This is a genomic window from Candidatus Rubrimentiphilum sp., from assembly GCA_035710515.1.
In the GTDB taxonomy this organism is placed as follows: domain Bacteria; phylum Vulcanimicrobiota; class Vulcanimicrobiia; order Vulcanimicrobiales; family Vulcanimicrobiaceae; genus Rubrimentiphilum.
Genome location: DASTDE010000003.1, coordinates 291,832 through 309,991, shown reverse-complemented (window position 1 = coordinate 309,991; position 18,160 = coordinate 291,832). Strand labels below are relative to the sequence as shown.

Annotated in this window: 19 protein-coding genes and 1 tRNA gene; 18 read left to right on the top strand and 2 right to left on the bottom strand. The window is 60.8% G+C overall.

Features of this window, described 5'->3' with window-relative positions:
- Window positions 1-49 precede the first annotated feature (49 nt).
- Complete coding sequence (locus VFO29_08925) at window positions 50-1,426, top strand: hypothetical protein (protein HET9393621.1); 1,377 nt, start codon at window positions 50-52, stop codon at window positions 1,424-1,426.
- Between the two features lie 93 nt (window positions 1,427-1,519).
- Here the strand turns inward: VFO29_08925 and VFO29_08920 are convergent.
- Window positions 1,520-1,596 (bottom strand) — tRNA-Met (locus tag VFO29_08920).
- A gap of 20 nt (window positions 1,597-1,616) precedes the next feature.
- Between VFO29_08920 and add the strand changes: the two genes are divergently transcribed.
- Genes add through VFO29_08890 form a run of 6 tightly spaced genes read left to right on the top strand, consistent with a single transcriptional unit; the run spans window position 1,617 to window position 8,197 of the window.
- Complete coding sequence (gene add / locus VFO29_08915) at window positions 1,617-2,663, top strand: adenosine deaminase (protein HET9393620.1); 1,047 nt, start codon at window positions 1,617-1,619, stop codon at window positions 2,661-2,663.
- Between the two features lie 22 nt (window positions 2,664-2,685).
- Window positions 2,686-3,351: a metal-dependent transcriptional regulator gene (locus VFO29_08910; protein ID HET9393619.1), complete on the top strand. Its 666-nt coding sequence runs from the start codon at window positions 2,686-2,688 to the stop codon at window positions 3,349-3,351.
- Window positions 3,348-3,980 carry a rhomboid family intramembrane serine protease gene (locus VFO29_08905; protein HET9393618.1) on the top strand — a complete coding sequence of 211 codons (633 nt, stop codon included), beginning with the start codon at window positions 3,348-3,350 and terminating at the stop codon, window positions 3,978-3,980. Before VFO29_08910 ends, VFO29_08905 begins: the two co-directional genes overlap by 4 nt.
- Window positions 3,977-5,884, top strand: coding sequence for an ATP-dependent DNA helicase (locus VFO29_08900; protein ID HET9393617.1), 1,908 nt, complete (start codon window positions 3,977-3,979; stop codon window positions 5,882-5,884). Before VFO29_08905 ends, VFO29_08900 begins: the two co-directional genes overlap by 4 nt.
- A complete protein-coding gene (locus VFO29_08895; protein HET9393616.1) occupies window positions 5,881-6,900 on the top strand; it encodes a hypothetical protein in 1,020 nt (339 codons plus the stop codon). Before VFO29_08900 ends, VFO29_08895 begins: the two co-directional genes overlap by 4 nt.
- The gene (locus VFO29_08890; GenBank protein HET9393615.1) at window positions 6,869-8,197 is read left to right on the top strand and encodes a histidine-type phosphatase; all 1,329 of its coding nucleotides are present in this window, start codon (window positions 6,869-6,871) and stop codon (window positions 8,195-8,197) included. Before VFO29_08895 ends, VFO29_08890 begins: the two co-directional genes overlap by 32 nt.
- Before the next feature lie 68 nt (window positions 8,198-8,265).
- Here VFO29_08890 and acs read toward each other — a convergent pair whose 3' ends face one another.
- Complete coding sequence (acs, locus tag VFO29_08885) at window positions 8,266-10,227, bottom strand: acetate--CoA ligase (GenBank protein HET9393614.1); 1,962 nt, start codon at window positions 10,225-10,227, stop codon at window positions 8,266-8,268.
- A gap of 50 nt (window positions 10,228-10,277) precedes the next feature.
- Between acs and VFO29_08880 the strand changes: the two genes are divergently transcribed.
- The 11 genes from VFO29_08880 to VFO29_08830 are packed head-to-tail and all read left to right on the top strand — an operon-like array spanning window position 10,278 to window position 18,149.
- Entirely contained in the window at window positions 10,278-10,772 is a 495-nt protein-coding gene (locus tag VFO29_08880) for a TlpA disulfide reductase family protein (protein HET9393613.1), read from the top strand.
- Between the two features lie 17 nt (window positions 10,773-10,789).
- The gene (gene hrcA, locus VFO29_08875) at window positions 10,790-11,842 is read left to right on the top strand and encodes a heat-inducible transcriptional repressor HrcA (protein HET9393612.1); all 1,053 of its coding nucleotides are present in this window, start codon (window positions 10,790-10,792) and stop codon (window positions 11,840-11,842) included.
- 3 nt (window positions 11,843-11,845) lie between these two features.
- The gene (gene dnaJ / locus VFO29_08870) at window positions 11,846-12,973 is read left to right on the top strand and encodes a molecular chaperone DnaJ (protein HET9393611.1); all 1,128 of its coding nucleotides are present in this window, start codon (window positions 11,846-11,848) and stop codon (window positions 12,971-12,973) included.
- 3 nt (window positions 12,974-12,976) lie between these two features.
- Entirely contained in the window at window positions 12,977-13,708 is a 732-nt protein-coding gene (locus VFO29_08865; protein HET9393610.1) for a 16S rRNA (uracil(1498)-N(3))-methyltransferase, read from the top strand.
- Between the two features lie 8 nt (window positions 13,709-13,716).
- The gene (locus VFO29_08860; GenBank protein HET9393609.1) at window positions 13,717-13,998 is read left to right on the top strand and encodes a hypothetical protein; all 282 of its coding nucleotides are present in this window, start codon (window positions 13,717-13,719) and stop codon (window positions 13,996-13,998) included.
- Window positions 13,998-14,699 carry a polyprenol monophosphomannose synthase gene (locus VFO29_08855; GenBank protein HET9393608.1) on the top strand — a complete coding sequence of 234 codons (702 nt, stop codon included), beginning with the start codon at window positions 13,998-14,000 and terminating at the stop codon, window positions 14,697-14,699. The genes VFO29_08860 and VFO29_08855 overlap by 1 nt, the downstream gene beginning before the upstream one ends.
- 1 nt (window position 14,700) lies before the next feature.
- The gene (accD, locus tag VFO29_08850; protein HET9393607.1) at window positions 14,701-15,552 is read left to right on the top strand and encodes an acetyl-CoA carboxylase, carboxyltransferase subunit beta; all 852 of its coding nucleotides are present in this window, start codon (window positions 14,701-14,703) and stop codon (window positions 15,550-15,552) included.
- Window positions 15,549-16,553 (top strand): acetyl-CoA carboxylase carboxyltransferase subunit alpha, encoded by a 1,005-nt coding sequence (locus VFO29_08845; GenBank protein HET9393606.1) that lies wholly within the window; start codon window positions 15,549-15,551, stop codon window positions 16,551-16,553. The genes accD and VFO29_08845 overlap by 4 nt, the downstream gene beginning before the upstream one ends.
- Window positions 16,550-16,858 carry a hypothetical protein gene (locus tag VFO29_08840; GenBank protein HET9393605.1) on the top strand — a complete coding sequence of 103 codons (309 nt, stop codon included), beginning with the start codon at window positions 16,550-16,552 and terminating at the stop codon, window positions 16,856-16,858. The genes VFO29_08845 and VFO29_08840 overlap by 4 nt, the downstream gene beginning before the upstream one ends.
- Window positions 16,855-17,220, top strand: a complete 366-nt coding sequence (locus VFO29_08835; protein ID HET9393604.1) for a hypothetical protein — start codon at window positions 16,855-16,857, stop codon at window positions 17,218-17,220. The genes VFO29_08840 and VFO29_08835 overlap by 4 nt, the downstream gene beginning before the upstream one ends.
- A gap of 56 nt (window positions 17,221-17,276) precedes the next feature.
- The gene (locus VFO29_08830) at window positions 17,277-18,149 is read left to right on the top strand and encodes a hypothetical protein (protein ID HET9393603.1); all 873 of its coding nucleotides are present in this window, start codon (window positions 17,277-17,279) and stop codon (window positions 18,147-18,149) included.
- Window positions 18,150-18,160 lie beyond the last annotated feature (11 nt).

The following is an 18,160-nucleotide window of genomic DNA, read 5'->3' as shown; positions in this document are numbered from 1 at the left end:
GACCGACCAACGGGATCTATAAGATTCGTGAAGGAAAAAACCAGGAGATATGGAGCGGAGACGCTTTCTCAAAGTTGCCCTAGCCACTTCAGTCGGGCCGTTCTTGATCCCGGCGGGCGCCTCAGCGCAGGGAGCGCCTTTCGAGACAATTGGGTTGTACTGCTCGCTCCCGACGGACCTACCTCCAAAGGATTCGAACACATACGATTTTTTCAAAGCGTGCGGTTACAATTATCTGGAGTTTTGCGAAGCCGGATTCCGCTATCGTCCCGACCTTCTACCTGATTACTACGAGCAGATGTCTCACGCCGTCAATCTCGCGCACGAGAAGGGTTTTCGCGTGGGAATCGTTCTGCTTGCCGGGATGGAGCAATGGAAAGGGCCCGGCAAGATTGGGTATGCCGGGACGTTCAGTACGATTGACCAACCGAAGTTGGCGGAGCGACTCGTGCACTTACGTCGAGAAGTCTCGCTATTGAAGAATGCCGACGCCTTCATCGTAATTCCGGGGGATCCGGGCGGAGATCCAAAGGGCCGCACGACTTTGAATGACTGCATAACGTTTTGTCGTCACGTGCAGGACATTGTAAAGGAAGAGGCCCCCGGGGCAAGCTTCAGTGTAAACCTCTGGGGCGTGGCGGAATGGGAGGGCTTTCCGTCTGCGTTCAGCCTGCGTTTTTGGCAACAGGAGGCAAACCTGTCGCGTCGCCTCGTTTCGTCCGATTTGCTCGGGCTTAATTGCGGAGTGGCTTTCCCTCTCCACAACTATTACCGGCCGCTCACGTTAGCGCTTTATTCTAAAGCAGGGATTCAGCCGGATCCTTATCCGACGTTGAGCGACATTCAAAGGTTACGGACGCGAGGCGTCAAGCCGCTCCTAGGATGGCCGTACTTCTTGGTAGACGAGGCCGATGAGGGCTACATGAGTCCCAACAATGTCGAATCCGGCGGTCAATCGTCGGCGGAGACGCGTTATATCCGCGCGCTTGTCGATACGGGACACCGGATCGGTCTGGACGGGCTCGTGGCTAACGCCATTTTTTTCCAGGCTGAATCACTCAACATCTATGCTTTCGGGCAAATGTGCCGCTCCGATTTGTCTCCCGGCCAAGTGCTCGACAAATACGCGGGCTTCATTGCTGACGAGAAGAGCAGGGCCAGCCTTGGCGGCATCCTTCGCTACATTGAAAATAATAGCAATTGGCAGAACAGCTTTCCGGTTTCATACCGGCTCAGGGAACTTGACGTTCCACAGATCGATAGCGCCTCGGCTGCACTGAAGTTGCTCGCTCAGGTCAAGCCTTGCGAGCGCCCAGCAATTCCCTTACTGGAGGGTCCAACCGTTTATTTGGGGCGCCTCAAGCGCCGATTAGAAGCCATAGCTGCCGGCAAGATCGGCGGCGTTTCCAATGATTTGAATAACTAGAGATTTAGGCCGCGCCGCAGCAGATTTGGACCAAGAAGTACACGCCGGAAAATCAACAGGTCCAGAAACTAAGTAGTTCCTGGACCTGCGTTTTGGTTGCGGGGGCGAGATTTGAACTCGCGACCTTCGGGTTATGAGCCCGACGAGCTACCGGACTGCTCCACCCCGCGGCGGAAGAGTGTTATACGGTATGTTAACGCCTGAAGTCCTGCGCGCGTTGCCCAAGGTCCAGCTGCATTGCCACCTGGAGGGGACGCTGCGCGCTACGACCTTCGTAAACCTAGCGCACAAGCACGGGGTTGCGCTGACCTACCGCCCTCACGAGAAGGGCCCGTTTCCTAAAGACGAGCCCCCGGCCGACCCGAGCGATCCTTACGCCTTTCGCGATTTCGAGGGCTTTCTGCTGACCTTTGCTGCCGTTAGCCGGTCGCTTGCCGAGCCCGCGGACTACGGACTGCTCGCAAAAGAGTATCTCGAGGATGCCACCGCCCAGAACGTGGTTTACGCCGAACTCTTTATCTCGCCGTCGGTGTGGCAATTCTTTCATAAAAAGATCGACGTGCGAGCGTGCGTCGCCGCGATCCGCGACGCGCGTGAAGCTGCACGGAAAGCGTACGGCATCGAAACCGCATTGATCGTCGATCTCACGCGCAACTTCGGCGTAGAGAGCGCGATGCGAACCGCCAGGCTCGCGGTCGAACTGCGTGACCTCGGTATCGTCGGCATTGGACTTGGAGGCGATGAAGCGCACTTTCCGCCGGAGTTGTTCGAAGCGTCTTTCGCCTTCGCGCGCGAGAGCGGGCTGCACTGCGTCGCCCACGCGGGTGAAAGCGCCGGAGCGCCAAGCGTGCGCGCTGCGATCGAGGTGTTGCACGCCGAACGAATCGGCCACGGAATTCGCGCGCTCGAGGACCCGAGCGTTGTGCAGCTGCTCGTCAATAAGAAGATTCCGCTCGAAGTTTGCCCGACGTCGAACTTTTTGACCGGCGTTGCGTTGGGCGAAGCGCCGCATCCGCTGGTCGATCTCGATGCCGCCGGTTGCATCGTCACCATCGACGCCGACGATCCGGCGATCTTTAAGACCAGCGTGACAGACGAGCTCGCGTACGCCGCTGAAGTAGCCGGCGACGATGCGCCGCGCCGCTTCACGCGCAATGCGATCGAGGCGAGTTTTTCTCCCGATGCAACCAAAGCCAGGCTGCGAGAGCGCCTGGAGGCATACAGCCTGGAACAATAGCCCCGGCGTCGAAGGTTCAGATATGTCGGGGCACAGCCATTTCGCCGAATCGACCGAGGAGTATCTCGAGGCGGTCTATCGGCTCGAACGTGAAGGTCCGGGCGTAACGACCTCCGGCCTGGCTTCGGAGCTTGGCGTCGCGCCCGCGTCGGTGTCGGGCATGCTCAAAAAACTCGCCTCGGACGGTTATCTGGAATATGTTGCGCGCGGCGAAGTCAAACTCACGCAAAAAGGTTTGGCGGTCGCGGTGCGCGTCGTGCGCCGCCATCGGCTGGCGGAGTGTTTGTTGACAAACGTGCTCGGCATGCCGTGGGATGAAGTGCAATCCGAAGCCTGCATGCTGGAACATGCGATCTCCGAAAAAATGGAAGCGCGCCTGATCGACATCTTGGGAGATCCCAAAGAGTGTCCGCACGGATTGCCGATTCCTCCCAAGGATTTAAGCGATCCGCAGCGCGCGGGCATTCCGCTCGCGCAGATCGAGGTCGGCAGCGACGCGGTGGTGCAGGGCGTTACCGAAGAGGTTCCCGAGATACTGCGTTATCTCGGCGATGTCGGGTTGCGCCCGGGCGCGCGCGTGCGCGTGCATGAAAAAGCACCGCTTGGCGGTCCATTAACAGTTGAAGTCGATAAGCGCCGGCACGCAATCTCGCTCGAACTCGCGCGCATGGTAATGGTGGCCGGTTGATTACGCGATTGCTGATCGTTCTCAACATCGTGGGCTTCTTGTGGGAAATTTCCGTCGGCGGATCCGGCGTGCTGTCCGGAAACATTCCCAACAATTCGCGAATCAACGACGGGCTGCTGGCGCCAATCGCTATCACGCAATATCATCAATATTACCGGTTCTTCACGTCCGCATTTCTCCACGGCAGCATTATCCATATCGGCGTGAACATGCTCTCGCTTTTCTGGCTGGGGCGATTTATCGAAGCGGTGCTCGGTTCTCCGCGCATGTTGTTCATCTATATAGCTTCGATCATCGGTGCAGGTGTCGGCGTGGTTCTGTTTTCGCCGCCACTCGCGGGGACGCTGGGCGCCAGCGGCGCGATTTTCGGCTTGTTCGGTGCACTCTTCGCGATCGGGTTAAAGTTGGGCCACCGTGGCGGCGAACTCGTACGGTCGAATATCGGGATTCTCATTCTGAATCTGGTCTTCTCATTTTCATTTCCGGGAATTTCTTGGCAAGCACACATCGGCGGTCTGATTACCGGGTTCTTGCTGACGCTTGTGATTTTTTGGCCGCCGCAGCCGGTTCGCACGCGCGTGTTCGACCCGACGACCGGCGCTGAATACGAGTCGCAACTCGAGTCGTGACGGCCATCGACGAGGTCTTCGCGCCGGGCGGCCCGATCGAGCAGGCGCTGTCGGGCTTTGAAGCGCGTCCCGGCCAGCTGCAGATGGCGCAGCTCATCGAGCGCGGTTTTTTGGAAGGCATGCACACGATCGTCGAAGCCGGCACCGGCGTCGGCAAATCGCTGGCCTATTTGGTCCCCGCACTGCGCAGCGGTAAGAAGATAGTCATTTCGACGGGGACGATCGCGCTGCAAGAGCAGCTCTACCATAAAGATATCCCGCTGGTCACGCGCGCGCTCGATATTCCCGCGCGCGTTACGCTGCTCAAAGGCCGCAACCACTATTTGTGCAAGCAGAAGCTCGAAAACATGCGCGCGGACCGGCTGCTCGCGCCCTCCCGCACGATGCAGCAGATTTGGGAGTGGGGCGCGCGCACGCAAACCGGCGACCGCGCGGAGTTGCCGTTCCTACCCTCGGGCGATGAATGGGAGCAACTCGACGCCGACGCCGACGATTGCGTCGGCGAGTACTGCGAGCACTTCCGCGAGTGCTTTTTCTTTAAGAAGCGCGACGAAGCCAAATTCGCGGACATCGTCATCGTCAACCACGCGCTGTTCTTTCTCGACCTCGCGATGGGCGGCGGCCTGTTGCCGCCATACGATTTTGTGGTGCTCGATGAAGCGCACCAATGCGAACGCTGGGCCACCGCTGCGCTGACGGCGACGCTCTCGCGCGGCACGATTAATCGCATGCTGCGCAAACTGCACCGCTCTTATGCTGTTCCCGCGTCGTTCGATGCGGATTTCGAACGCGGATTGCGCGGCCTCGAGTCGACGCTGGCGCGTGTGCCGGGAGATCGTTACCCGCTGCATGCGAACGAAGAGGCGTGGCCGGCGCTTGAAACGCTGCGCGACTCGCTGTACAAGCTCGAGAACTGGCTCTATGCGAATTGGCACGACGCACTCAAGAAGAAGCCGGCGAACGAAGCCGAGGCCGAGCGGCGGCGCGATCTGGCGATGCGAGCGATTCTGGCGCATGAAGCGACGATCGAGCGCGCGCAAGCGCCCAGCGACACCGCCATCGCCTGGGTCGAACGCGGTGATGCGGACGCGTCGTACCAACTGAATAGCGCGCCGTATGATATCTCCGAGTATTTACGCGGCATGCTCTTCGAGCGCACGCAAAGCGTCGTCCTCACCAGCGCGACGATCGCCGACAACGGCTCGAGAGAAGAAGCGTTTGAATTCTTGAAGCGCTCGCTCGGGATTGGCGACGCGCAGGAACTGATCGCGCCCTCGCCGTTCGACTACCCCTCGCAGGCCCGGCTCTATGTCGCGCCGCCCGAGCTGAATCCAAAGACGCCGAACTTTGCGGTACTCGCGGCGCCGCTCATCGAGGAATGTTTGGATCGCAGCCGCGGACGAGCGTTCGTGCTCTTCACGTCGCACGCGCGCTTGCGGGAAGTGTACGCGCTGCTGCGCGAGCGCGTCGCCTTTCCGATACGCTTGCAGGGTGAGCTCCCGCGCATGCATTTGCTGGACTGGTTTCGCAAGACGCCTAATGCCGTGCTTTTTGCGACCGGCACGTTTTGGGAGGGCATCGACGTGGTCGGCGAGCAGCTCTCGTGCGTGATCATCGACCGGCTACCGTTTCCGTCGCCCGGCGATCCCCTCGTGCAGGCGCGGATCGAAGCATTGGAAGCGCGCGGGTTGAGCGGCTTCGACCACTATATGATCCCCTCGGCAATCGTGCGGCTCAAGCAGGGCTTCGGCCGGCTCGTACGCAGCAAGACCGACCGCGGCATGGTTGCGTTGCTCGACGGCCGTGCGGCTTCATCGCGCTACGGCGCGCTCATTTTGCAGGCGTTGCCGCCCGCCACCCGCATTACACACCTGGACGAGCTGACGGAGTTCTTTAACGCATGAAACGGATCGCCGCGTTTATTACTGCCACGCTGTTCTTCTTGCCGACGCCCGCATTCGCGTGGGGGACGAAGGGGCACGAAATCATCGGGCAACTCGCGGGCTCGAGATTTCCATCTGTTTTGCCGGCCTTTTTGCGCACCATTTCCGCGCAGTACGAGATCATGTATCTCGGCCCGGAATTGGACCGGCTCAAGGGTTCAGGCACGGCATGGGACGCCGAAAATGACCCCGGGCATTACATCGATTTGGACGACAACGGCATGATCGCCGGCGTCGTGTCGCTACAAAAAATGCCGCCGACGCGCGAGGCGTACGACACGGCGTTGCGAACAGCGGGCACCGACCAGTACAAACAGGGCTATTCACCGTACGCGATCGTGGAAGGCTGGCAGCAGCTCCGGGACGACTTCGCGTACTGGCGTGTCGATAACTATCGCGCCAGCCACGCTTCGCCGCCTCCCATGCGCGTAGAAGCGGCCACGAACCGGGCAATCGACCAACAACTGATTCTGCGCGACATCGGCGTGTGGGGACATTTCGTCGAGGACGCGTCCCAGCCGCTGCACGTCACGATCCATTACAACGGTTGGGGGAAGTATCCGAACCCCAACGGCTATACGATGTCGTACGAGACGCACTCGTTCTTCGAAAGCACGTTTGTCGACAAGTATCTCAGCCCGGGCCTTGCCCTTCAATATATGAAGCCCTCAACGATAACAGCGCCGGCGGCCCTGCTCACGCAAGACCAAATCATGGCGAACGTCGCCGATTACATCAATGGATCGTTGCAAGCCGTCGGGCCGTTGTACGACATCGAAAAAGCGGGCGGTTTCGCGCAGGGGACGCCGCAGGCGATCTCGTTTACCGCAACGCAGTTAGCGCGCGGCGCGGACGAGCTGCGCGATCTTGTCACGTTGGCCTGGTACGACAGTCTGAATGAAAAAGTTGGCTACCCGTATCAGAGCGTGCGCGACATTCTCAACGGTGCGCCACCACCGAAAGGCTCATCCGATTAGCCGGCTCGCGGCTATTACTGCAGTTATTCTACTGCTTGCCGGTTGCGCGGGCGGCGCCGGGACGCTGCCGAGTACTTCCACAAATCCCACGACTCCGGCAGCGACGCTTCGTTTTGTTCTCTTGGTCAGCCGGCACGGCGTTCGCGCGCCACTTGGAACAAATGCGCGGATTGCGGAGTTTGCCGCGCAGACGTGGCCCACTTGGAGCGTTCAGGCCGGTTTTTTGACCCCGCACGGCGGCGACGCTGCCCAGCTGATGGGCGCGTACTATGCGTCGTTCTATCGCCGCATGGGGCTGCTCTCCGCCGATTGTCCGGTGCAGAAAGCATATCTGTACACGGATTCAGATCAACGCACGATCGTGACCGGCGAACGGATCGCGCAAGGAATGAACACCTCGTGCGCACCCGTCGTCAACCATCTCCCGCAAGGCCAGCGTGACTCCCTTATCCACACCCTTGGGCCGAACCCACCGTTTTTAAAAGCCAATACGGCGCAATCGCTCGCAGCGCTGCAAGCCGCCGTACCCAATCCTGCGCAGCTGCTGGTAACGCAGGCGCCTGCGTTTGCACAGCTGGCAACGCTCCTTGCTTGCCCAAGCAGTTCGGCGCCGTCGTGCACGCCGGTGACGTCGTTGCCGTTTCGGGAAGTAACCGAGGCCGATACCGGCTTGGCCCGGCTCGACGGACCTTTGGCGGTAGGGAAAAACCTGGCCGAGATCTTCGTTCTCGAGTATGCCGATGGGATGGATGCACCGGCTTGGGGCCGCGCTACGCCGCAATCGATCGATTCGGCCATGCCGCTTTACGTCGCTAACTACGTGACGCAAGTGCGGCCGAGTTATCTTGCGCGGGCTCAGGCCTCCGATCTGCTTTGGCATATTTCCCTTACGCTCGCGCAATTCACAGATGGGCAACAGCGGTTGACCGCCGCTTACGCACCGCCAGCTTCAAGCAAGTTCGTGCTGATCGTTGCGCACGACACCAACCTTTCAGCGCTCGCCGGAATACTGAACTTGCACTGGAACTTTGGAAACGATTATCAGCCGGACGATACGCCGCCGGGCGGGTCGCTAGCGTTTGAGATTTACCAAGCGCCGTCTGCGCCGCCGACCATTTCCTTATACTATCAGGCGCAAACGCTCGACGAGATGCGCAATCTCACGCCGTTGACGGCACAGACGCCGCCGCTGCGCGTTCCGGTCACGATTCAGGGCTGCGCCGATCCGTGCGCGCTCGCCACGTTTCAATCACTCATCGCGGCGCAAGTCGACCAAAACTTCGTTATTCACGACTAACGAGCACCCTTCGTTACCTCAGGGTCGTTCGATACCTCACGATGACAGTGTCGCCTGCGCGCGTTTCCTTATTCGTCCGCGGTGCTGGCCTCGGATTTGGCGCGGTCCTGTAGATCTTTGACGATCGTGGCGTCGGCAAGCGTCGTCGTGTCGCCGAGCGTTCGCCCTTCCGCGACATCACGTAAAAGGCGACGCATGATCTTGCCGCTGCGCGTTTTGGGCAACTCTTGGGTGAATGTAATGTATTTCGGACGCGTGAACTTGCCGAGCTTTTCGCCGACGAACTCGCGAAGCTCATCCGCTAGCTCCTTGCTGCCGATCTCGCCGCCGCGCAGCGAAACGAACGCGTAGATCGCCTGTCCGGTAACGTCGTCCAGCTTCCCGCAAACGGCGGCTTCGGCGACCTTCGGATGCTCGACGAATGCGCTCTCGATCTCGGTGGTCGAGATGCGATGGCCGCTGACGTTCATCACGTCATCGATGCGTCCCATGAACCAGTAATTGCCATCGAGATCGCGCCGTCCGCCATCGCCGGCGAGATACTTGTGAGGGAATTTCGACCAATACGTTTGTTTGTATCGTTCGTCGTCGCCCCAAATGCCGCGCAACATGCCCGGCCACGGCCGCGTTATCACCACGTAACCGCCGCCACCGAGCGGCACAGATTCGCCCTTGTCGTTAACGATGTCGGCCGCTATCCCCGGGAAAGGATAGGTCGCGCTCCCGGGCGGCGTCGAGGTAATGCCGGGCAGCGGCGATATAAGGATGCCGCCGGTCTCCGTTTGCCACCAGGTATCCACGATCGGACACCGGTTGCCGCCGATATGCTCGCGATACCACATCCACGCCTCGGGATTGATCGGCTCACCGACCGAGCCGAGCAGCCGCAGCGATGAAAGGTCGTGCTTGCCCGGATACTCATCGCCCCACTTCATGAACGTGCGGATCGCGGTCGGCGCCGTGTACAGAATGCTGACCTTGTAGCGCTCGGCGATCTCCCACAAGCGATCCTTGTCGGGAAAATCCGGCGTGCCTTCGTAGATCACGCTCGTCGCCTGATTGGCGAGCGGTCCGTACACGATGTATGAATGCCCCGTTACCCAGCCGATATCGGCCGCGCACCAATAGACATCTTTGTCTTCCTTGAGATCGAAGATGAGCTTGTGAGTCGCGGTAATATGGGTCAAATAGCCGCCCGTAGTGTGCTTGATGCCTTTCGGCTTTGCGGTAGTGCCGCTGGTATATAAAAGGAAGAGCAAATCCTCTGCGTTCATCGCCTCCGGCGCGCACTCCGTAGGCTGGCCCTCGATCACCTGATCCCACCAGAGATCGCGGCCGGCTTGCATCTCGACCGGATCGCCTACGCGTTTGGCGACGATGCAATGTTTGATAGACGGCGTACTCGCCATGGCAACGTCGCAGTTATTTTTGAGCGGCACTTTATTACCGCGGCGCCAGCCTTGGTCGGCGGTGATCAGCGCGACGCACTCCGCGTCGTTGACGCGGTCGACGATCGAATCGGGTGAGAAGCCGCCGAAGATCACCGAATGTGCCGCGCCGATGCGCGCGCAAGCCAGCATAGCGACCGGCAGTTCGGGAATCATCGGCATATAAATGGCGACGCGGTCGCCTTTCTTGATGCCGAGCTTACGCAGACCGTTGGCGAAGCGGCAGACGTCGTCGAGCAGCTGTTTGTAGCTGATCGTGCGGCGATCGCCCGGCTCGCCTTCGTAGAAGTACGCGACTTTGTCGCCCTTGCCGGCGCGCACGTGACGGTCGAGGCAATTGACCGACGCGTTCAACTCGCCGTCGGCGAACCAGCGCGCGAACGGTTCGTTCCACTCGAGCGTCTTGGAAAACGGCTTGGACCACTCGAGCTTGTGCGCCCAGGATTCCCAAAAAGCCAAATAGTCGCGTTCGGCTTCCTTATAAATGCCGTGCTGTGCGTTGGCTTGCGCGGCGAACTCGGGCGGCGGCGGAAAACGGCGGCTCTCTTGAGAGAGCGCCTCGATCGATTCCTCGGTCTTCATGCCGCGATTTTACCGGGAGTCGGCGGCCATGCCTGCCGAAGCACGCGCGCGTGAGGATCCTGGCCGCAGTGGTGCTTGCGGCGAGCGCGACCGGCGGACTTGCGACGGTTCGTGTCGGCGCGCCTCCGCCCGATTTCACGCTTCGCACGAAGCACGGGCCCGTGCAGCTCGCGCAGCTGCGCGGAAAACCGGTCGTCATAAACTTTTGGGCGTCGTGGTGTCCGCCGTGCACCGATGAGTTGCCGCTCTTCCAGCGGCTGAGCCGCGATTACGGCGATCGGGTCGTCGTCGTGACCGTATCTAATGAAGCCGCCGGCGTCGCCCACGACTACCTGAAGGCGCATCACCTGGATCTGCGGCTGGTGGAGGACTCGCAGGGCTCAGTCTTTACAGCCTACGCGCTGCCGCCTATTCCGGGGACCGTGGTGCTCGATCCGGACGGGAGGGTGCAGTACATCTCGGCCGGCGGGCTGTCGTGGGACGAGCTGCAAGGGGCGGTCGACAAGGCGCTCGGCAGCCCAGGTCCTAGCACTCCCGGGCCCTGACTGCTAAGATAGGTCCTATGAATCCGGGAGGCCCAGGCGAGCTGGACAAACGCAAGGCGTACATTCTGGCGACGGTCGTCTACGAATACATCGCGACGGCGGAGCCCGTCGCGTCCCAGACGCTCACGCAGAAGTATCAGTTGGGCGTGAGTTCAGCAACCGTTCGCAACGAACTGGCCGATTTGGAAGCCGGCGGATACCTCGTGCAACCGCACACCTCGGCCGGGCGTATACCGTCCGATGCCGGTTACCGTACATTCGTCGATCAGTTAATGCGTCCCGAAAGTTTGCGCGCCGACGACCGGCGCCGCATTCACGACGAGCTGCGTGACGCCAGCCGCGAGCTGGACGAAATCATCGAAGGCGCGACGCGTCTGCTCGGAAAGCTTTCGAAGAATCTAGCGTTTGCGACCAAACCCGCCAGCGACACGCAAACGTTCCGGCATCTGCAACTCATCTGGCTTTCGGCGCGCACCGGCATGGCTATCGTCGTTACGTCGATGGGCGTCGCGACGCAGAGCCTTTTCGAACTTTCATCCGACGCATCGCCCGACGAGCTGACGCGCCTTTCGAACGCGCTGAACTCCCGGCTGGGAAATAAAATGCTGCGCGACATCAGCGAATCCGAGATCGCCGCGGCGGTAAAAGAGCTCGGCTTGCCGGACGATCTCAAGAAAGCGGTCGTCACCGCATTGCGCAGCGCGCGGTCGGCCGAACAACCGGCGCTGGCAACTTCGGGCGCGCAAAATCTGCTGGATCAACCGGAGTTTCACGACGTCAGCAAACTGCGCTCCATCTTAAACATCGTTGAGGAGCAGAAGACGCTCTACGATCTCGTTGCCGAATCCATGACTGCCGAGGCGGCGGAAGTGAAGATCGGCCACGAACTCGGCGTGGACGAGATGATTGACTTCAGCATCGTCACCGTTCCGTACCGCTTCGGCGCGAGCGCGATCGGCATGCTTTCGATTTTAGGCCCGCGCCGCATGCCCTACGGACGCTTGGTTGCGCTCGCGTCGGGGACCGCCGAAACGTTGTCCGCGCGTCTTTCGGACGCCGAGATCAAATAAGTCATGACAAGAGATCTCTACGAAGTGCTCGGCGTAAGCCGCGCAGCGAATGCCGATGACATCAAGCGAGCCTACCGGAAGCTCGCGCGCAAGCATCATCCCGACGTCGCGGCCGATAAGTCGGACGCCGAACACCGCTTCAAAGAGATTAACCAAGCCTACGAAGTGCTGTCAGACGTTCAAAAGCGCGCGCAGTACGACCGCTACGGAACAATCGGCAACGGCGCGAGTGGGGGCGACTTTGGCTTTGGGCAAGGCTTCGGTGGAAGCGGTTTCGGCGATATCTTCGACATGTTTTTCGGCCAGCGCGGCGACGCACAGCAGACGATGCGGCGCAACGGCCCCGCGCGCGGGGGCGACCTGCGTTACGATATGCAGATCTCGCTGGAAGAAGCTTTCTCGGGAGTCACGCGGCAAATCGAGTTCACGCACTTGGCAGAGTGCAACACGTGCCACGGATCGGGAGCAGCGCCCGGTACTTTAATCACGGCGTGCGATCGGTGCGCGGGCACCGGGGTCATGCGCATGGTCCGGCAGACGCCGCTCGGACAATTCGTGACGCAGTCGGCTTGCACGAAGTGCGGCGGTGAAGGGCAAACCGTCGAGCATCCATGCCTCGACTGCGGCGGACGCGGCCGGCGCGAAGTCGAGCGCACGCTCAGCGTGAAAGTGCCCGCGGGGGTTGACGATGGCAGCCGTATCCGCATCAACGGCAGCGGCGAGGCCGGCATGCGCGGCGGTTCGGCGGGCGATCTTTACGTCTACATCACGATAACGCCGCATGCACGCTTTCAGCGCAATGGTCTCGACACGCACGTGGACGTGCCGATCAGTTTTCCGCTCGCGGCGCTCGGCGGGATCGTGCGTGTTCCGTCGCTGGAAGGCGACTTGGATCTTTCAATCGGGCCGGGAACGCAATCGGGTACGAGCGTTGCCATGCGCGGCCACGGCATGCCGACGGTGCGCGGAACGCAGCGGGGTGATCACTATGTTACAGTGCACGTCGAGATCCCGGGCAAGATCACCAATCGTCAGCGCGAGTTGCTGGAAGAGTACGCGAAACTCGGCGGAGATCGTATACAAGAGAAGTCGTTCTTTGACAAAGTCAAAGACGCATTCCGTCCGGAGTAGCGGATGGCCGCAGCGCGCTTTTTTGTTGACGGAAATTACGCTACCGGTGAAACGCTCGACTTGTCGGGCGGCGACGCGCATAAGATCGTTGACGTGTTGCGCAAACGCACGGGCGATTCGATCGAGATCGTGGACTCCTCCGCTAACCGTTTTGCCGCAACCTTACAGATCGAGGGACGCAGCGTACGCGCGCGCTTAGATGAATCGCACGCGCCTGGCGAGACCCAAAGTTTGGAAATCACGGTCGCGCAAGGTCTGCCTAAAGGGCAGAAGATGGATTTCGTCGTTGAGAAACTCACGGAACTTGGCGTTGCGAGAGTGATTCCAATCTACTCGGAGCGCACGATCGTTGCGGATGCCGGCACGGCGAAGCTCGATCGCTGGCGCCGGCTTGCGCGAACGGCCGCCGCCCAATGCGGCCGCGATCGGATCCCCGAGATCGCCGCGCCGCAGCGCTTCGAGGGGCTGCTCGAATCGTTTTCTGCATACGAGACCGTGCTTTTTCCATGGGAGCTCGCCGAGCAAGGACCGCTGAAAGACGCGTTGCCCGGACTGCTTGCGAACGCGCGCCGGGTGCTGGTTATCGTCGGCCCCGAAGGCGGCTTTTCGCACGTGGAGGCCGAAGCGGCGCAACGTGCGGGCGCGAAGTTAGTGTCGCTCGGCCCGCGCATTTTACGCACGGAAACGGCAGCACTCGTGACGGTTGCGGTGCTGAATTACGCCTCGGGGGTATAAACGGCGATATGCCACGATTGCTCGAGAATCTCGAACATGGGACGCCGGTTGTTACGGCGACCGAAGGCAAGGTTGGCGAAGTCCGCGGCGTCTTCGCAATCGGTGAAACGCGCATTGCTCAATCGCTCTTGATCTATTGGAGCGACACGAAAGAAGAGACGCTGCTCGACACCAATGAGGTTCTGACGATCTCCGATGACGGCGTTGTGCTGCGAAGCATGCGCAAGATGTACGAAGTGTTGCCGGCCTACGATCCGCAGAGCAGTCCGCTGCTGCACCGGCTGGCGTAATGAAGTTTTCCATCGTCATCCCAACCTATAATGAAGCGGGCGGAATCGAGCGTCTGGTACGCGGGCTCGACGAGGTTTTCAAACAGAACGGATTGGATGGCGAGATCGTAATCGTCGACGACAACTCTCCCGACGGCACCGGCGAGATTATCGATCGCCTCGCAACAGAATTTCCCGTGCGTCCGGTGCACCGAGCCGGCAAGCTCGGACTTTCGAGCGGTGTGATTGAGGGATGGCGCGCGGCGCGCCCCGACTCCGAAGCGCTCGGTGCGATGGATGCCGACTTCAGCCACGACATCGCAATTCTTCCGAAGATGGTGCGCGCGCTCGAGGACGGATATGGTTTGGCCGTCGGAAGCCGCTACGTCGAGGGCGGCGGAATTACGAATTGGCCGTGGCGGCGGGTGATGATGTCCAAGGTCGCCTGCGCGATCGCGCGTCCGCTTACGCGCGTCAAAGATATCACCAGCGGCTACTTCTTGGTGCGGCGCAGCGCCATCGAAGACGTGAAGCTGGATCCGATCGGTTTCAAGATCGGCTTGGAAGTGATCGCAAAAGGCCATTATGGCAAAGCGTTGGAAGTTCCGTACGTCTTCACCGACCGGGTATCCGGTGAATCAAAACTCAATGAGAAAGAGATCTTCAACTACTTGAAACAACTGCGCAAGCTCTACGCCGGCCGGCTCTTCTCGAGTTCATAGTATGCCGGATTGGTTGCCGCGCCGCCGCGCGAAAGAAGAACCGGCGGAAGATGCCGGGACCTGGAGCAAGTGTCCGAAATGCTCCGAGGTCGTCTACCGGCGCGACCTGGCGGCGAATATGTGGATCTGTCCGCGTTGCGGCCATCACTTCCGCATGAGCGCGGTCGACCGCATTAACATCACGGTGGACGGAGATTTCAAAGAGATCGGCGGCGACGTGCTGCCCGGCGATCCGTTGGAGTGGGTAGACAAGCGAAAGTATGGCGCGAAGCTGGCCGCCGATCGCGAGAAGTCGCAGTTGAGCGAAGCAGTCATCTGCGGAACGGGAAAGATCGGCGGCTTCGACGCCGCCATCGGCGTGATGGATTTTCATTTCCGCGGCGGTACGATGGGGACCGTCGTCGGCGAACGGATTACGCTCCTGCTGGAACGCGCGCGCGACCTGCGCATTCCGTGCATCATCTTTACCGCCAGCGGCGGAGCGCGGATGGAAGAAGGCATGCTGGCGCTGATGCAGCTGGCCAAGACGACCGCGGCCGTCGCGCGATACCGCGAAGACGGCAATTTTCTGACGACGGTTCTGACCGACCCGACAACCGGCGGCGTCTCCGCGTCCTTCGGATTTCAGGGCGACGTTATTTTGGCCGAACCGAAAGCGATGATCGGCTTTGCCGGCCGGCGCGTCATCGAACAAACGATCCGCCAGAAACTTCCCGATCAGTTCCAGACGGCCGAGTTCCTGTTGGAAAAAGGCCACATTGACATGGTCGTCAACCGGCACGACATGAAAGCTACCCTGACACGACTGTTGGATTACGCCTCGCACGGTCGCGCCCGGATGGCGGCGTCGTGAACCTGATCGTGGAACGCGAACGCGGCCTGCTCGAACTCGAAAAGCGCATCGCGGAGTTGCGCGAAGCCAACGCGCAGCAGCCCCCTTCGACAGGCTCAGGGCAGGCTGTGGACATGTCCGCCGAGATCCGCGCGCTCGAGGAAAAGTACGCGCAGATTCAGCGCGAGATCTTCGGATCGATGTCGCCCTGGCAGAAGGTGCATATGGCGCGGCATCCTAACCGCCCGACCGCCGCCGACTATATCGCCCAATTCGATCAATTCGACGAGTTGCACGGTGACCGCCACTTCCGCGACGACCACGCGATCGTGGGCGGCCTCGCGAAGTTGGGTGGACGCGCCATCATGGCCGTCTCGCAGCAGCGCGGACGCGATACGAAAGAGAATCTGCGGCGCAACTTCGGCATGCCTTCGCCCGAGGGTTATCGCAAGGTGCAGCGGCTCGCGCAGCTCGCGGACCGCATGGGGCTGCCTATCGTAACGTTCGTCGATACCAAGGGCGCCGATCCGGGCATCGGGTCGGAAGAGCGGGCGCAATCGGAAGCCATCGCCGGCTGCCTCTATGAGTTTACGACCGCGTCGGTCCCGATCGTCGCAACGGTAATCGGCGAAGGCGGCAGCGGCGGCGCGCTGGCGCTCAGCATTGCGGACCGCATCATCATGCTGGAGCACAGCTACTATTCGGTCGCGAGCCCGGAGGGCTGCGCGGCGATTCTGTGGAGTGATGCGTCCAAAGCCGAAGAGGCCGCGGCCCGCTTGAAGCTGACCGCGCAAGACCTGCGCGACTTCGGCATTGCCGACGATATCGTCGCCGAGCCGACGGGCGGCGCGCACCGCGATCCGGCGGGGACGATCGAGCGCGTGTTGAAATATATAGGCAGCGCTCTGGACGAGCTCGCGAGCTTACCGGCAGCGCAACTGAAAGAGGCGCGCTATCAGAAGTATCGGCGAATAGGCGCATGGGAAAGCGAGCGCCTGGAAGCAATAAAAACCGGCCCGTGAAGAAGCGCGGGACCGTGGTTTTCCGCTTCTTTAGCCGCCTGGCCATCGCCGCAATGACCCTCGTCGTCTTGGCACTCGTATCGATTCAGTTTGCGCGCATCGTTAACGAGAACATCGCAATGGCGCGCTCGCTTCATTCAGTGCAAACAGACATCGCCGCGCTAAAGCGGCAGAAGCGCAACGACGAGCGGCAGATTCGCCGTCTGATGGATCCGCAAGGCGCGGTCCCCGAGATTCACGATCGCCTGCACCTCGTTCGCCCCAACGAAACGATTATTTACGTAAAGCAGCCGCCGACGCAGTGAACGACGAGACGCTCCGGGGTGTCGTCATCAACATGCACGCGTTGGGAGCGGTGGTTCGTTTGGAAGACGGACGGCTGGCCAGCGTTCCATCAACGGACATCGCGCGAAATCGAGACTCCTACGATCGCGCATTGATCCGGCGAAAGTCATTAGCCTTTCGCGTGCAAGCTGACTCCCGGCATCCGATTGCGCTGCTCGCACCGCAAGTGCAAGATCCGGATCTCGAGGAGCAGATCGCGCAATATTTGAAGATGACCGAAGAGTGGGAGAAACCGGACGCGCCGCCGGCCCACGAACGGCACTTTCTGCGCAAAAAGCGCCGCGCCGCAATATTCGAATCCCGCCATACGTCTGACAATTAGCACGCAGTGGCGGACCTTCACTGTGTCATGGTGAGCTTGTCGAACCACGGCCGAGCTTGACGAGGCCCGCGGGCATCATCTCCATCGGCACAAACTCTACGCGAGCTTTGGTCGCTGAGCTCGACCCAAAGCCGCACGTCTTATTCAAGCGCTCGATTGGCACGCGCATCGGCGAGGGCCTAAAGGAAAGTGGCGCCCTGCAAGAGGCCGCCATGCAGCGTACCCTGGACGCGATCGGCGAGCACGTGAAACGCGTCCGGAAATATAAGTCCGACATCCGCGTCATCGCCACAAGCGCCCTACGCCGAGCAAACAATTCTGAAGAGTTTTCCGCTCGCGTAAGAGCGATCGCCGGAGCTGCACCTGAGATCATAAGCGGCGACGAAGAAGCGCGCTGTTCGTACGCCGGCGCAATCTCCGGTTTGCCGCCAGGCGTAACTTACGGCGTGCTGGACGTCGGGGGCGGAAGCACCGAATACGCGACCGCGGACGACCACGTCTCCTGCGAGATCGGTGCAGTGCGTTTGACGGAGCATTTTCCGAGCTTGCGTGGTATCGTGTGCTCGGATGAATTGCGCAAGGCCCGCGATTATGCGCGTGCCGACGTGCAACCGCTGCTTTCCCTGGGTGCGGTCGACCAGTTGGTCACGGTCGGCGGGAGTGCCAGCACTGCCTGCGCGGTAATTAAGGGCGAACGGAGCAACAAACCCTACAGAAACCTCAACCGAGATCGCTTGAGCGCTCTGATCGACCTGCTCGCATCATTGCCGCTCGAGCGGCGCAAACAACTGCCGGCGATGCCGGAGCAGCGAGCCGACATTTTGCTCGCGGGCGCCCTCATCGTCGACGAAGCATGTGCGGCCACGGGCCATTCGAAAGCAATTGTCTCAGCCAATGATCTGCTCCTAGGCTACCTGATCCGCCACTAGCGGACCGGCGC